Annotated in this window: 16 protein-coding genes; 13 read left to right on the forward strand and 3 right to left on the reverse strand. The window is 42.5% G+C overall.

Going from position 1 to position 15,165, the window contains the following annotated elements; translation table 11 throughout:
• Positions 1 to 11: 11 nt before the first annotated feature.
• Genes AC3WLU_RS09390 through AC3WLU_RS09405 form a run of 4 tightly spaced genes read left to right on the forward strand, consistent with a single transcriptional unit; the run spans position 12 to position 2,239 of the window.
• Entirely contained in the window at positions 12 to 581 is a 570-nt protein-coding gene (locus AC3WLU_RS09390) for a nicotinate-nucleotide adenylyltransferase (RefSeq protein WP_034308571.1), read from the forward strand.
• On the forward strand, positions 571 to 1,143 hold the full coding sequence (yqeK, locus tag AC3WLU_RS09395; RefSeq protein ID WP_054400178.1) for a bis(5'-nucleosyl)-tetraphosphatase (symmetrical) YqeK: 573 nt from the start codon (positions 571 to 573) through the stop codon (positions 1,141 to 1,143). Before AC3WLU_RS09390 ends, yqeK begins: the two co-directional genes overlap by 11 nt.
• Positions 1,143 to 1,499: a ribosome silencing factor gene (rsfS, locus tag AC3WLU_RS09400; protein WP_034308569.1), complete on the forward strand. Its 357-nt coding sequence runs from the start codon at positions 1,143 to 1,145 to the stop codon at positions 1,497 to 1,499. The genes yqeK and rsfS overlap by 1 nt, the downstream gene beginning before the upstream one ends.
• Positions 1,496 to 2,239, forward strand: a complete 744-nt coding sequence (locus AC3WLU_RS09405; protein WP_057278859.1) for a class I SAM-dependent DNA methyltransferase — start codon at positions 1,496 to 1,498, stop codon at positions 2,237 to 2,239. The genes rsfS and AC3WLU_RS09405 overlap by 4 nt, the downstream gene beginning before the upstream one ends.
• A 98-nt stretch (positions 2,240 to 2,337) precedes the next feature.
• On the opposite strand, the gene comER is transcribed toward AC3WLU_RS09405, so the two are convergent.
• Complete coding sequence (gene comER / locus AC3WLU_RS09410) at positions 2,338 to 3,168, reverse strand: late competence protein ComER (RefSeq protein WP_222619912.1); 831 nt, start codon at positions 3,166 to 3,168, stop codon at positions 2,338 to 2,340.
• A gap of 110 nt (positions 3,169 to 3,278) precedes the next feature.
• Here comER and AC3WLU_RS09415 point away from each other — a divergent pair, with 110 nt between their 5' ends.
• From AC3WLU_RS09415 to AC3WLU_RS09425, 3 genes are all read left to right on the forward strand, one after another.
• Complete coding sequence (locus tag AC3WLU_RS09415; RefSeq protein WP_492597186.1) at positions 3,279 to 3,914, forward strand: helix-hairpin-helix domain-containing protein; 636 nt, start codon at positions 3,279 to 3,281, stop codon at positions 3,912 to 3,914.
• A 68-nt stretch (positions 3,915 to 3,982) separates the two neighbouring features.
• On the forward strand, positions 3,983 to 4,543 hold the full coding sequence (locus tag AC3WLU_RS09420; protein WP_057278857.1) for a ComE operon protein 2: 561 nt from the start codon (positions 3,983 to 3,985) through the stop codon (positions 4,541 to 4,543).
• Positions 4,544 to 4,561: 18 nt separating this feature from the next.
• On the forward strand, positions 4,562 to 6,868 hold the full coding sequence (locus tag AC3WLU_RS09425) for a DNA internalization-related competence protein ComEC/Rec2 (protein ID WP_492597187.1): 2,307 nt from the start codon (positions 4,562 to 4,564) through the stop codon (positions 6,866 to 6,868).
• Positions 6,869 to 6,944: 76 nt separating this feature from the next.
• Here AC3WLU_RS09425 and AC3WLU_RS09430 read toward each other — a convergent pair whose 3' ends face one another.
• Positions 6,945 to 7,079: a YqzM family protein gene (locus AC3WLU_RS09430; RefSeq protein ID WP_034308559.1), complete on the reverse strand. Its 135-nt coding sequence runs from the start codon at positions 7,077 to 7,079 to the stop codon at positions 6,945 to 6,947.
• A 340-nt stretch (positions 7,080 to 7,419) separates the two neighbouring features.
• Between AC3WLU_RS09430 and holA the strand changes: the two genes are divergently transcribed.
• Positions 7,420 to 8,433: a DNA polymerase III subunit delta gene (gene holA / locus AC3WLU_RS09435; RefSeq protein WP_063575645.1), complete on the forward strand. Its 1,014-nt coding sequence runs from the start codon at positions 7,420 to 7,422 to the stop codon at positions 8,431 to 8,433.
• A gap of 88 nt (positions 8,434 to 8,521) precedes the next feature.
• Here holA and rpsT read toward each other — a convergent pair whose 3' ends face one another.
• Positions 8,522 to 8,788: a 30S ribosomal protein S20 gene (gene rpsT / locus AC3WLU_RS09440; RefSeq protein ID WP_034308554.1), complete on the reverse strand. Its 267-nt coding sequence runs from the start codon at positions 8,786 to 8,788 to the stop codon at positions 8,522 to 8,524.
• A 274-nt stretch (positions 8,789 to 9,062) separates the two neighbouring features.
• Here rpsT and gpr point away from each other — a divergent pair, with 274 nt between their 5' ends.
• The 5 genes from gpr (at position 9,063) to hemW (ending at position 15,064) form a co-directional block, all read left to right on the forward strand.
• Positions 9,063 to 10,181 (forward strand): GPR endopeptidase, encoded by a 1,119-nt coding sequence (gene gpr, locus AC3WLU_RS09445; RefSeq protein ID WP_057278854.1) that lies wholly within the window; start codon positions 9,063 to 9,065, stop codon positions 10,179 to 10,181.
• An 86-nt stretch (positions 10,182 to 10,267) separates the two neighbouring features.
• Positions 10,268 to 11,467 carry a stage II sporulation protein P gene (gene spoIIP / locus AC3WLU_RS09450; protein ID WP_413001067.1) on the forward strand — a complete coding sequence of 400 codons (1,200 nt, stop codon included), beginning with the start codon at positions 10,268 to 10,270 and terminating at the stop codon, positions 11,465 to 11,467.
• A gap of 21 nt (positions 11,468 to 11,488) precedes the next feature.
• On the forward strand, positions 11,489 to 11,812 hold the full coding sequence (locus tag AC3WLU_RS09455; protein WP_106026905.1) for a YqxA family protein: 324 nt from the start codon (positions 11,489 to 11,491) through the stop codon (positions 11,810 to 11,812).
• A 175-nt stretch (positions 11,813 to 11,987) separates the two neighbouring features.
• Positions 11,988 to 13,823, forward strand: coding sequence for a translation elongation factor 4 (lepA, locus tag AC3WLU_RS09460; RefSeq protein ID WP_328131710.1), 1,836 nt, complete (start codon positions 11,988 to 11,990; stop codon positions 13,821 to 13,823).
• 89 nt (positions 13,824 to 13,912) lie between these two features.
• A complete protein-coding gene (gene hemW / locus AC3WLU_RS09465) occupies positions 13,913 to 15,064 on the forward strand; it encodes a radical SAM family heme chaperone HemW (protein ID WP_034308541.1) in 1,152 nt (383 codons plus the stop codon).
• The last annotated feature ends 101 nt before the right edge of the window (positions 15,065 to 15,165 follow it).

Genomic DNA, 15,165 nt, shown 5'->3' on the forward strand with positions numbered 1-15,165 from the left:
GGAACCTATCTATGAAAAAAATTGGAATTCTTGGCGGTACATTCAATCCTCCGCATATCGGGCATTTAATTATAGCCAATGAAGTGCTGGATGCCCTTGAGCTAGATGAAATCAGGTTCATGCCAAATCACGTTCCTCCACATAAGGAAAAATCGGAGGAAGTAACCGATATGGACAGGCTGGCCATGTTGGAAAACGCGATAGCCGGAAACCCATCTTTTTATATTGAGGGTATTGAAATAGAAAGAAAAGGCACATCTTATACGTATGACACGATAAAATTGCTTAAAGAACTTGAACCAGCCAATGAGTTCTATTTCATAATTGGCGCAGATATGATTGAGTACTTACCGAATTGGCATCGTATCGACGAGCTGGTGCATATGGTCAATTTCGTCGGGGTGAAGCGCCCTGGATATAATGAGAATACCTTATACCCGATCACGATGGTGAAAGTCCCGCAGATGTTCATTTCGTCTTCCATGATACGAAGGAAGTTAAGAACAGGGAAAACCGTGAAGTATTTAATAGCAGATCCAGTGGTGAAGTATATTAAAGGGAATGGTTTATATGAATCGTGAGAAAGCATTGGCGCTGGTCAAAGAACAAATCACCGAGCGCAGGTACATTCATACCTTGGGTGTGGTCGAGTCAGCGATTGAACTTGCTGAACGATATGGTGCCGACGTCAAAAAAGCGGAACTTGCAGCCATTTTCCATGATTATGCAAAATTTCGTCCTAAAGAAGAAATGGAGCAAATAATAATCGCTGAAAAAATGGACCCGGCGTTACTTGAATATAATATGGAGCTGTGGCACGCTCCTGTCGGGGCTTATCTGGTGAATAAGGAAGCAGGCATTCAGGACGCTGAAATCTTGGATGCGATTGCCTATCACACGTCTGGCAGGGTTGGCATGAGCCTTTTGGATAAAGTCGTATACCTTGCTGATTATATCGAGCCGGGGCGTTCTTTTCCCGGTGTCGACGAAGTCAGGCAGACAGCAAAGCAAAATTTGGATCATGCTGTCATCCAGGCTTTAAGGAATACAGTTGTTTTTTTAATGAAAAGAAATCAGGCAATTTACCCTGACACATTTAAGACATATAATGATTTGATCATGAATTTGAAGGAGAAGATGTAATGACTGAACGTGAACTTCTTGTAATTGCAGCAAAAGCGGCGGATGATAAAAGAGCAGAGGATATCGTGGCATTGAACATGCAAGGTATTTCCCTTGTAGCGGATTACTTTTTGATCTGCCACGGTAATTCTGAAAAACAAGTACAAGCAATAGCTCGTGAAATGAAGAGCAAAGCTGATGAATCAGGAATCAATGTAAAGCGTCTTGAAGGTTTTGACGAGGCGAAATGGGTGCTTGTGGATCTTGGCGATGTAGTGGCCCACATTTTCCATAAAGATGAAAGAAACTACTATAACCTTGAACGTCTATGGGGAGATGCACCTTTTGAAGATCTAGAGAGTGAACTGACTTCATGACTTACGAACGCTTTGCCTATGTATACGATGAATTGATGAAGGACGCACCTTATGAAAAATGGCTGATGATCCTTACGGCGAAGCTGGAACAGTATGGAATTGGTGGAAGGAAAGTCCTGGATTTGGCATGTGGAACCGGGGAAATGACCGTTGAATTGGCGCAGCACGGATTCGAAGTCACCGGCGTGGATTTATCTGATGAAATGCTTCTTGTAGCTAATGAAAAAGCGGTTAAGCTTGGATTATCGATTCCGCTTTTCCAGCAGAATATGGCAGAACTCGAAGGACTTGGCCAATTTGATTGTGTCACGATTTTTTGTGATTCGCTGAACTACCTTCGTGACGAAGAGGATATCGTCAAGACGTTCAGCCGGGTTCATGAGCATTTGAAGGATGGCGGATTATTCATGTTTGATATCCATTCCCTATATAAAATGGAAGAAATCTTTAGTGATCATACGTTTGCTGTCAATGGTGAAGAAGTATCCTATATATGGGATTGCTTCCCGGGTGAAGAACCTTACAGTGTGGAACATGATTTAAGTTTTTTCGTAAGGGATGATGAAAGCGGTCTTTATGACCGTTTTGATGAGTTGCATTATCAACGGACCTATCCGGTTGAACAATATAAAAAGTGGCTGGAGCAAGCAGGTTTCACGGTTTCAGAAATTCTGGCGGATCTTGAAGAAGCACCGCTTGTAACGGAAACCGAAAGAATATTGTTTGTAGCCAGTAAATGATAAAGAGGTCAAGATCTCCGTTCGTACTAGGACGATAGGAGGTCTGACCTCTTCTTTTTTTTTACTTTTAGAAGGAATTGAGATCTTGATTACGAATATTAATAAGGATGGCCGAACTGTTTTTCAACTTCGTGAAGATCCTCTGCAAACTTTTCATGTGTCGCTTGAAAAAGATGATGGAACATTTCCCCGGTTTCAGCTTCTAAAACCTTGATCCCCTCACCTGTTATTCCACCTTTTACACAAACCTTTTCCTGTAAGGTCGGCAATGTATAAACCCCTTTACCGAGCAATTCCCCTAAGCCGACCAGCATATTCTCAGTCAAAGTCGTAGCCGTTTCTTTATCTATCTTCGTCGTTTGGCAAGCTGCGTCAATGAAAGCTTGAGCTAAATAGCTGAAGAAGGCAGGGCCGCAGCTGACAATATCGGAAGCTACCCGGGTGATATCATTTTCAATGATGACCGGTGCCGATATGGCGGAGGCCAAATCAAATAAAGCTGACACTTTCTCCTTACTGCAGCTCTCGCTGAAACTCAGTAACGATACGCCTGAACCCACACGGTTCGTTATACTCGGGATAAAGCGGGCACAGGGTGCATTCACTGCCGATTCGAGCTGGGAGACGGAAAGCGGGCTTGTGATGGAAATAACCAGCTGATCCCTTTTTATATGCTGTTTGATGCCTTGTAATAGGCTGTTAATTTGCAATGGTTTTACACAGAGAAAGATAAAGTCCGCTTGTTCGACGATTTCGGCTGCGCTTTCCGCAACCTTTATACCCGGATGTTTCTCTTTCAGCACCAATGCTTTGGAAAGTGTGCGATTTGTAATGATTAGATCTGCCGGATTCAATATTTTTGCCTCCAGCCATGCCTCGATTAAAATGGTACCCATATTTCCGGTTCCGATAACACCAATTTTCTTCAATTCCGATCAACTCCTCTCACTTAAAGCGATTGATTCTCCTAAAAACACTATGTATTTTTAATCTGTCCTATGACAATGTATCGTGCGAAATCCAATAAGGAGGTAAAGAAATGGAAGGGATTTTAAAAAGGAAAATGACGATGATTACCGTTGCTGTGGCATTTGTGGCAGGGGGCATTTACTTTTTTTCTCAACAAGGGGAGGATCCGGCTGAAACGGAAGATATATTTTCGATTACTGCAAAAGAAGCTGAAATGGAACAAAGTATAAATGAATCGGCTGCCGAGCCTGAGATCATTAAAGTGGATGTTAAAGGAGCGGTCAAGTCCCCGGGCATCTTTACTGCACAGGCAGGTGATCGGGTGATTGATTTGATTTCGGCTGCGGGCAGTTTTACGGAAAAGGCTGACACGGATAAAGTGAATTTTGCCCAAATCATCGAAGATCAAATGGTCATTTATGTTCCGGAAATAGGTGAAGAAGACAAAGAGGACTTGGAGAATATACAAGTCGGGACGTCTGGTGATGCCATCACTAAGGGTACGTCAGGAGGGCTGGTGAACTTGAATACTGCTACACAGGAAGATTTGCAAACCTTGACGGGAATTGGACCATCCAAAGCGAATGCGATCCTGGAATACAGGGAGACGATAGGGAAATTCAAGGAGGTCGATGAATTGAAGCAGGTTACGGGAATCGGCGATAAAACGTTTGAAAGGTTACGGGATTCCATTTCGGTGAAATGAATGCTACACAAATGGACAGGAAGAGGGTAAAATTGAAGAAAATCATTCTAGGGGTAAGGGGATACAACATGAACAGAATTAGTTGGGATCAATATTTCATGGCACAAAGCCATTTATTAGCTTTAAGAAGCACATGTACACGCCTCACTGTAGGGGCGACCATCGTCAGGGACAATCGAATCATTGCCGGGGGATATAATGGGTCCATTGCGGGAGGGACGCATTGTATTGATGACGGCTGTTATGTAATTGATAACCATTGTGTCAGAACGATACATGCAGAAATGAATGCACTTTTACAATGTGCGAAATTTGGGGTGCCGACTGATCAGGCGGAAATATATGTGACGCATTTTCCGTGTCTTCAGTGCTGTAAATCACTCATCCAAGCTGGCATAAAGGCCGTTTATTATGCCGAGGATTACAAAAATCATCCATATGCCCTCGAATTATTCAAACAGGCGGGTGTCAAGACCGAGAAGGTTGAAGCAAAAGGGGCCATCGATGTGAATGGAAAACAAAAAAAGGACTTTGTATTCTCATTGCTAGCTCAACTTGAACAAAACGGTCTGGGAAAAGAAGATTTATTGGAACTGGAAAAGCAGGCCAATCAGATATTCGAAAATTAAATAGGACGGGGGGCAGGCATGGCCAGACATCTTATCTTACTGGCCGTTTCAGCCACATTTGGTGTTACGGCCCATTCTCTTTTAAATGTAAGGCTGCTGATCATTATCCTAATTTTTCTCTGTTTCCTTTATTTTTCGGTGGGCTTAAGTGTGAAGGCCCTTAGTTTTCATTTGGTGATCATTGGGATATTTTTAGGGGCCGCCTCCTTCTCCGATCACCGAAACAAAACTGCCTATCATGGAACGGAAAGCCAATTTATCATCACATTTACCGACCAACCGAATATAGATGGAAATTCATTAAAAGGATTCATTAGCAGTGAGAAAGGCGAACGGCTATTGCTTCGTTATAAAATCACGACCGAATTGGAACAGGAAAAGCTGAGTCAGTTTCTGCGAATCGGTTTATCATGTCCGGCTGAAGGGACATTGCAAGTTCCCGAGAAAAACAGGAATGAAAACAGTTTCGATTACCAGCGTTATCTTTTCCGCCAAGGCACCCATTGGATATTCAAAGCGGATTCCATTTCATTTCAAGAATGCAAAGAAGGTGGAAACTCGATTCTGGTTTCGATTCGTAATTTGCGCCTGAAGGGGATTGCATATATTAGAGAACACTTTCCTGAAGAGTCGAGCGGTTTTGTCACAGCGCTCATATTCGGTGACCAGAGATATATAGATGAAGGGGACCTTACTAATTATCAGCGGTTGGGGTTGGTTCATTTACTGGCGATTTCCGGCCTTCATGTCAGTTTTTTAACGGGGGTGTTATTTTACATCGGCATCAGGGTTGGGATTACACGGGAAAGAATGATGATGGCCATCTTACTCTTCCTTCCGGTTTACATGTTACTTTCAGGTGCCAGTCCATCAGTGGTGCGATCCTGTTCAATGGCTATACTTTTCTTTCTACTCCTGCTATTCAAGAAGCGGATTTCGGCGGGTGCCGCAATCGGATCGACTTATATGGCACTTTTGTTTTTTCGGCCTAATATGCTCTATGATATAGGTTTTCAGCTTTCATTCGCGGTCACATTCTCCATTATCATGTCTTCAAGCATCTTCTTGCAATACCCGAAGAAATCGATGCAGCTATTCATCCTCAGTTCCATCTGCCAACTGGCAGCCCTTCCGATTTTGCTTTTTCACTTTTTTGAAGTATCTTTACTTGGCGTGTTTCTGAACGTATTGTATGTTCCGATTTATTCCATCATATTGCTGCCATTTTCACTGATTTCCCTCCTCATTCATTTATTACTGCCTTCCTTTGGTCAACCTCTCATATCATTATTGAATTTCACCTTCGTACTCTGCAATAAAGCCGCAGATGCAGCATCAGGATTGCCGCTCGCATCCATACCGTTTGGAAAGCCGCCTTTCCTCATGATGTTACTACTTGTTATTTCCCTTATAGGGTTATACCTGACTTGGGAAGTATCCTTTGAAAAAAGTAAAATCTGGTGCGGAATGATAATCGTCCTTTTACTTTTGCAATATAACTTACAAAGGTTCTCGCCTTTCGGTGAAGTGCAAATCATCGACGTAGGACAAGGTGACTCCATTTTCATTTCCCTGCCTTTCAATCGCGGTAATTATTTAATTGATACGGGCGGGCAAATTACATTTCCAATCGATACGTGGGCGATAAAGCGAAAGAAGTTCAACACGGCGGATGATATCATTATTCCATTATTGAAAAGTAAAGGAATCCACCAATTGGACAAATTGATTTTAACCCATCCGGATGCAGATCATATGGGAAGTGCAAAAGAATTAATAGATCATTTTAAAGTTGCGGAGATCATCATTGGAGGCTGGAGTGAAGAGCAATATAGGGATATGGATCTTGTAACCGTGGCGAAAGAGAAAAAAGTGAAAATGACCGTCCTGAAAAGGGGGGACCAATGGGTGGCGGGCGGAGTGCGGTTTGCTGTGCTAAGTCCATTTAAGCAAGAGGAAGATAAGAATGATTCATCCATCGTTCTATTCACGGAGCTTGGGGGAGTGTCATGGTTATTGACCGGCGATATGGGAGAAGAAGGGGAAAGGGAACTTTTGAGAACATTTCCGCAGTTGAAGGCGGATATCTTGAAGGTCGGTCACCATGGCAGTAAAACGTCTTCTTCCGCGCCCTTCCTTAAACAGCTGCAGCCGAAAGCGGCGCTTATTTCAGTTGGAAAAGATAACCGCTACGGGCACCCTCATGGAGACGTAATTGGGAATCTGGAGGGGAATGGCATAAAAGTGTTCAGGACGGACGAGGATGGTTCCATTATTTACAAGTATTACAAAAGCAGTGGAACCTTTCTGAAGACTCTCCCATAGTATATAGAAAATCAAAAAGAAAGAGACTGCAGCAGCAGCCTCCATCAGGAAAAATAAGTGCATGTAATGAATGAAATCAGGATCCGACAGCTTTAATGACGACAGCTATGGTGAACATGGCAGCGAAAAATACAAAAGAACCGATGAATCCTATAGCGGAATCAGCGACGTCATCTGTCTTTGATTGAACATTCTTTTCGAATTCGTTCATTATTTACCCCTCCTATTTCTGCTAATAGTATAAAACATTACCAAAAAAAAATCTACAGGCTTCATTCCTTCATTTCCTTTACTGACAAGAGTTGTCACAAATAGTTTGGGATTTTGAGGTCAAAATAAAAGTACAAACAAAGCAAGCGAAAAACGAAAAGCTCATTTGTTCTACATGAATACTCTACCCGCTTTCAAGGGAGATTACCCGGGCCTTTCTTGAAAGTGTTCATATAGATCCGGAATTAGCCCTTTTAAGGGCTAGTTCCCTTTATAGCTTGTCAAATGGTCCATCCACCTATACCATTAGAGAAGAATACATAGTAAAGAGGCGGATTCTATTGGTATTAGACGTTTGGAAAAGTATAAAAAAAGGGCAATTCGCGCCAGTATACTTGTTATATGGGACGGAAGCCTATCTAATTAATGAAACGAAGCAGCTATTGATCGACAATGTCCTTCATGAAGATGAGATGGATTTTAACTTTTCTCAATTTGATTTAGAAGAGACGCCTGTTGAAACTGCGCTTGAAGATGTCGAAACCCTCCCGTTTATCGGGGAAAGGCGCCTTGTCTTCATGCAAAACCCATTTTTTTTGACAGCTGAAAAAACGAAGTCAAGAGTTGAGCATAATGTGAAAAGACTGGAAGCGTATTTGGCTGATCCGGTTCCATATTCTATTGTCGTATTGACCGCACCTTATGAGAAACTGGATGAACGGAAAAAAATCACCAAGGAACTGAAGCGTAAGGCGGTTCTCGTTGAAGCGAAGAAGCTTGGTGATCATGAGTTAAAGGGGTGGGTGAAGGAGAGGGTCGAAGCTTCTTCAGTCCGAATAGATGAGCAGGCTACAGAGCTTTTACTTGAACTTGCAGGAACGAATCTGATGATGCTGACGAATGAACTGGATAAAATGGTGCTTTATACGGAAGCTGAGAAGCACATTACAGTCGAGGTAGTGGAAAAGCTGGTCGCAAAATCCCTTGAACAGAATATCTTCACACTTGTTGATCATGTGTTACAGAGAAAAATGGAGAGTGCCATGACGATACTGCACGATCTTCTCAGGCAGAATGAAGAGCCGATCAAGATCTTGAGTGTCATGGCAGGTCAGGTCAGGCTCATGTATCAAGTGAAGGAGCTTTCCCGTCAGGGCTATAGCCAGCAAAAAATTGCTGGTCAACTGAAGGTGCACCCTTACAGGGTAAAGCTGGCACTTGAAAAGACGGGGAAATTCCAGGAACGCGAGTTGTTGAGCATCATGAACGACTTAGCGGAAGCGGATTATAAAATGAAGACCGGCCAAGCAGATAAGGCAATCACGCTTGAACTGCTGCTTTTAAAAATTAGATGATAAAAAGGTGGCAGATATCCTGTCACCTTTTTTATGCAAAAAACGGCACAAAAAAAACGATCCGATTGGATCGTTTAATTTTTTGTCATTATGCGTTAAGAGCGTTAAGTCTTTTCGCTAAACGAGATTTTTTACGGGCTGCCGCATTTTTATGGATTAATCCTTTAGATGCAGCTTTGTCTAATTTCACAGCAGCTGTTAAAAGAGCTTCTTTAGCAGCTTCAACGTTTTCACCAGCTAATGCAACTTCAGCGTTTTTCACTGTAGTACGCATAGTTGATCTAACAGTAATGTTATGAACGCGTTTTTTGTCGTTGATTTTTACACGTTTAATAGCAGATTTAATGTTTGGCATTCCGTTCACCTCCTACAAAGAAATCGAGATTATATGAACTCGACTTTTCAAATCCATATCAAATAGCACAAGTGATATTCTATCAGACTGCTCATAAATATGCAATACTTCAGATTGAGAATCGAAAAGGAATTATAATTTCAGTAATAAATTCATCTCGTCATTATTCATTGTACCAAAAAAATGAATAATAAAAAAGCAAAAACGACAGAATGTTTAAGAGAGACTATTGAAAATACTAGATTAGATACAATTCAAACATCAGGAGGCCGTTATGGAAAATAAATTGGACCTTAGTGAATACGGAATTCGGACAGATTTGGCGATTGAAGCAAAGGAAATTGCCCTTGAACATAAAGGTGTAGTAGAGGAAGTGGATGTTTCCCGCATCGAAGGGGTCATTATTAAGGAAAAAGATGTGGATGATCTGAAGGTATCCTTAGTCGAGGTCACGGCTGAGGGGGAAAAAGAAATCGGAAAAAAACAGGGCAGCTATTTGACCATCGAGGTTCAGGGAATCCGCCAGCAGGATACGGAAACGCAGCAACGGGTGGAAAAGGTGTTCGCCAACGAACTGGCTTACTTCTTGAAACGGAATAAAATCACCAAGGAAAGCAGTTGTCTAGTTGTCGGTCTTGGTAATTGGAATGTTACCCCCGATGCTCTGGGACCTGCAGTCGTTGAGAACCTTGTAGTCACAAGACATTTGTTCGAATTGCAGCCAGAGTCCGTCAAGGAAGGCTATCGGCCGGTCAGTGCCATTTCCCCTGGGGTGATGGGGATTACCGGAATCGAAACGAGTGACATCATAAAAGGCGTCATCGAAAAAAGTAATCCTGATTTCCTTATCGTCGTTGACGCATTGGCTGCCCGTTCGATCGAACGGGTGAACTCTACGATTCAAATTACGGATACAGGCATCCATCCAGGGTCTGGTGTGGGAAATAAAAGAAAAGAATTGAGCCAGGATACACTGGGAGTTCCTGTTATAGCAATAGGAATACCTACTGTCGTGGATGCCGTATCCATTGCCAGCGATACGATAGATTATATTTTGAAGCACTTTGGCAAGGAACTGAATGAAGGGGACAGGCCATCACGTTCGTTGGCACCAGCTGGATTCAGTTTTGGGAAGCGCACAAAGCTGACCGAAGAGGATATGCCAGGTGAAAAGGAGCGCCAAACCTTCTTGGGAATGATAGGTGTCCTCCCTGATGAAGAGAAACGGAAATTGATTTATGAGGTATTGTCACCGCTTGGTCAAAATTTGATGGTTACACCAAAAGAAGTCGATGTTTTCATCGAGGATATGGCCAATTTGATAGCCAATGGTTTAAATGCAGCCTTGCATCATTCAATAAATCAAGATAATGCCGGCTATTACACCCGTTAAATCACTTTCAGTGCCCAAAAATGGTGTTCTACCCTTTCTAGCAAAGTCATAGGTATTAATAGACAAGCTATAGAGAGGGTGGAAAGATGAAAAGAAGAAATTCCCCAGGAATCATAACAGCCATTCACGGATCAACAATAATAAAAACTTTTCTAGGTATTCTCGCCTTGCTTCTTTTTGTTTTTTCAGTCAGTGGGGTCATGACTTCCCTAAGACCGGAGTATCGGATATCTTCTAACTCCGTACATACTGTAGCCAATCAATTCTCGGGAAAAATGCTGTTTTCGATGCTGGCCAACGAAAATCATTATCTTTTTAATGCCCTGCCGGAAGGTAAGAAGGAATCGATCATCACGAATCAATTGATAAAAGTCTCGACCAACATTTCACTTGAGGACCCGCGAAGTTTACTGGGAAGGGAGCTTCCTGGCTTTTCGATTTTTGATAATGAGATCCTCGTTGCTGGGGAAGGAACGAATTATACGAATATGCCGTATGAATCTTCACCGCCAGTGGATGTCCTGAATGAAGAAAGGGATGCATCCCTTCAAAACCTGGATGAGATTAAAGAACCGGATAAAGGAGTGACCAATCAGCCGAATCAAACGACCAATGGCCGGAAAGTGGTCGAGATATACCATAGCCATAACCGGGAGTCATATCTTCCATATTTAAAAGGGGTGACAGACCCCGATCTAGCCTACCATTCTAAAATCAATATTACGAAACTCGGGGAACGGATGGTTGAAGATTTGGCTGATAAGGGGATCGGCTCCTCGCTCGATAAAACGGATATCATGGGAAATCTGAATAATAAAGGATTGAATTATGCCAAATCGTATCAAGAATCACGGAAATCGGTCCAGACGGCATTGGCCAATAACAAAGATTTAGAATACCTGATTGATATCCACCGCGATTCAAAGCGGAAGAAACATACGACAATTACAATCAGAGGTAAAGAGTATGCCAAGATCGCCTTCGTGATCGGGGGGAATAACCCGAACTATGAAAAAAATGCCGCGCTTGCCAATAAGCTTCATAAAGCATTGGAGAAAAAATACCCAGGTATTTCCCGAGGGGTTATGAAACAGGGCGGATCTAGCCATAATGGTATATATAATCAGGATTTATCAGGCAATGCCATGCTTATTGAAGTTGGCGGTGTTGATAATACTTTCGAGGAAATGTACTTGACCGTTGATGCCTTTACCGAGGTTTTCAGTGAATTTTACTGGGATGCCAAAGCGGTGGATAACCCGACCGGGGATTCGGAAGCGAGGTAATTTGAAAGGAGTTCTCTTATCATGGTTCGATTTTGGTTGAAATGTACAGGGATTGTGCTCGTATTATTTTTAGGTGTTCTAATCGGGATGCAGCAAGCGAACGACGGGATGAAAAAAATGAAGGGGTATGAAGATCCCTCTTTGAATAGTGCATTCATCATTAACCAATCGGACCAAGGGGAGATGGAAGCGGATATCCTTGGCGAAAAAGTGACGAGTCATGATTTGGCGACGAAAAAAGAAAAGCTTGAAGAAATGAAAGCTTTCAACTTTTTCTCATCGATCGGCAAAACGCTTGGAGAAACCATATCAGGTGCCTTTCAAGCCCTTATTGATATGATTTAGGCAGGAAATAAGTTGATTGTGCCCTGCAAAAGGCTGCATCCGAATCCGGGATGCAGCCTTTTTTTATGCTTTGTCCTGCAATGATGCTTCTTTTGTAACTATTCTGTTGAATCTTGCATTTTCTATTGATATAATAAAAAATAGTGTATTGTGTCGACTAGTGGGAGTGAACGTCATGAATAGAGAAGAAAAATTAAAAAGACAATCAAAAATTCGTAACTTTTCCATCATCGCTCATATCGATCATGGTAAATCTACATTGGCGGATCGTATCATTGAAAAAACGAACGCCATGACTCAGCGTGAAATGAAGAGTCAGCTGTTGGATTCCATGGATTTAGAGCGTGAGCGTGGAATTACGATTAAATTGAATGCGATTCAATTGAAATATAACGCGAAAGATGGAGAAGAATACATCTTCCATCTTATTGATACACCGGGACATGTCGATTTTACGTATGAAGTGTCACGAAGCCTTGCAGCTTGTGAAGGCGCTGTCCTTGTTGTCGATGCGGCACAGGGAATTGAGGCCCAAACGCTTGCAAATGTGTATTTAGCTTTGGACAACAACCTTGAAATCATTCCGGTCATCAATAAAATTGATTTGCCGAGTGCAGATCCGGAACGGGTGCGCGGAGAAATCGAGGAAGTGATCGGATTGGATGCTTCCGATGCAGTTTTGGCTTCGGCTAAAGCCGGAATCGGAATCGAGGAGATTTTGGAGCAGGTCGTTGAATTGGTTCCAGCTCCGCAAGGTGATCCGGATGCTCCTTTCAAGGCGCTTATTTTCGATTCACTGTTTGATGCGTACCGCGGTGTAGTTGCCTATATCCGTGTTGTTGAGGGTTCCATTAAAGTGGGCGACAAAATCAAAATGATGTCCACTGGCAAGGAATTCGATGTTACCGAATTGGGTGTTTTCAACCCTAAAACACAGCTTTTGGATGAACTGAACGTCGGTGATGTAGGTTTCCTTACGGCATCCATTAAAAACGTTGGTGATACGACTGTCGGTGATACGATCACGAGTGCCGTGAATAGTGCGACAGAACCATTGCCGGGTTACAGGAAGATGAATCCGATGGTGTATTGCGGTTTATACCCAATTGACGCATCGAAATTCAATGATTTACGGGATGCGTTGGAGAAATTGGAATTGAACGATTCAGCGCTTCAGTTCGAAGCGGAATCATCGCAAGCATTGGGCTTCGGTTTCCGTTGCGGATTCCTTGGACTCCTTCATATGGAAATCATCCAGGAACGGATTGAACGTGAATTCAAAATCGATCTGATCACCACTGCACCGAGTGTTATTTATGATGTGGTGCAAACGGACGGAACGGTCCTGAAAGTGGATAACCCGTCCAATATGCCTGATGCTCAAAAGATCGAACGTGTCGAGGAGCCATATGTCAAAGCGACGATGATGGCACCGACGGAGTTTGTCGGGACGATCATGGAAATCTGTCAAAATAAACGCGGTAACTTCATTGATATGGAATATATCGATGAGACTCGTGTGAGCATTCATTATGAAATTCCATTATCGGAAATCGTGTATGATTTCTTCGATCAATTGAAATCCAATACAAGAGGCTATGCTTCATTCGATTATGAGCTGATCGGCTACAAACCGTCCAAGCTTGTGAAGATGGATATTTTACTGAATGCTGAAACTGTCGATGCTTTAAGTTTCATCGTTCATAAGGACTTTGCTTATGAACGCGGTAAAGTCATTGTTGAAAAATTGAAGAAATTGATTCCAAGGCAACAATTCGAAGTGCCGATCCAAGCGGCGATCGGGCAAAAAATCATCGCCCGTTCTTCGATTAGTGCAATGCGCAAAAACGTATTGGCTAAATGTTACGGCGGCGATATTTCCCGTAAACGTAAGTTGCTCGAAAAACAGAAAGAAGGTAAAAAGCGGATGAAACAAGTAGGTTCCGTTGAAGTTCCGCAAGAAGCTTTCATGGCTGTTTTGAAAATGGATGATACGACACCCAAAAAATAAATAAAATAAACGATAGTTAGAAAAAAGAGGGTAGAGGAGATCTAGCCTCTTTTTCTATCGACTCATTCGATTAAAAGGTTGTGAACACAATGATCAAAAGCGCTTACCTCCATATACCATTTTGTGAACATATTTGTCACTATTGTGATTTCAATAAAGTATTTTTGCAGGGACAGCCGGTCGATGAATATTTACAGATGATGAAAAGGGAAATGGTGATGCAGCTTTCCAAATACCCGACTGCAGGGTTGGATACGGTTTTCGTCGGTGGAGGGACACCGACCTCACTGGATGAAAAGCAGCTTGCATTCTTATGTGAAGCAATCAATGAAACCCTGCCCTTTGATCCCAAGAAGGCTGAATATACCTTTGAAGCCAATCCCGGGGATCTTTCAAGGGAAAAACTCAAGATACTTTATGATTCAGGGGTCAATAGACTTAGCTTTGGAGTGCAAAGCTTCAATGATGAATTATTAAAACGAATTGGCCGGACTCACCGGGCTTCAGAAGTATATGAAACGATCCATTTGGCTCAAGAAGTTGGCTTTACGAATATAAGCATCGACTTAATTTATGGATTGCCGGGCCAAACGATGGAAGATTTCAAGGATACACTGGATAAAGCGATCGCGCTTCAATTGCCGCACTACTCAAGCTACTCATTGATCGTTGAGCCGAAGACGGTTTTTTATAATCAGATGCGAAGAGGTAAATTAAACCTGCCGCCGCAGGAGCTCGAGGCTTCGATGTATGAGAGGCTGATGGAAGAGATGGAGAAGCATGGTCTGCATCAATATGAAATCAGTAATTTTGCCCGGGCTGGGTTTGAAAGCAGGCACAACCTGACATATTGGGATAATGTGGAGTATTATGGGATTGGTGCTGGTGCACATGGCTATACTGGAGGTAAAAGGGTGGCCAATCATGGGCCTGTGAAGAAATATATCACTCCATTGCTTTCGAACGAGCTGCCTGTGTTGGAAGAACATCCAGTACCGCTTCATGAACGGATGGAAGAGGAGATGTTTTTGGGTCTCCGGAAAACGCAAGGGGTTTCATTGGAAATCTTCAAGAATAAATTTTTTGTAGAAATGACGGAGATTTTCAGGAAACCGCTCGAAGAAGGATCGGCAAAGGGTTTGCTTAAGGTGGAAGGCGGGTTCGTGCGCTTGACTGAGCGGGGCAAACTGCTTGGAAATGAAGTGTTCCAAACATTTTTAGGCGTTATTGATTCCGATTGAAGGAAATCCATGTTATTTTAACGATGAATTAGCGGTTTTCATTGTTGACATCATAAGCTGCATTTGATAATTTATTAGTATATTAGCACTCGATGAGACAG

Source organism: Peribacillus sp. FW305-BF15 (assembly GCF_058783805.1).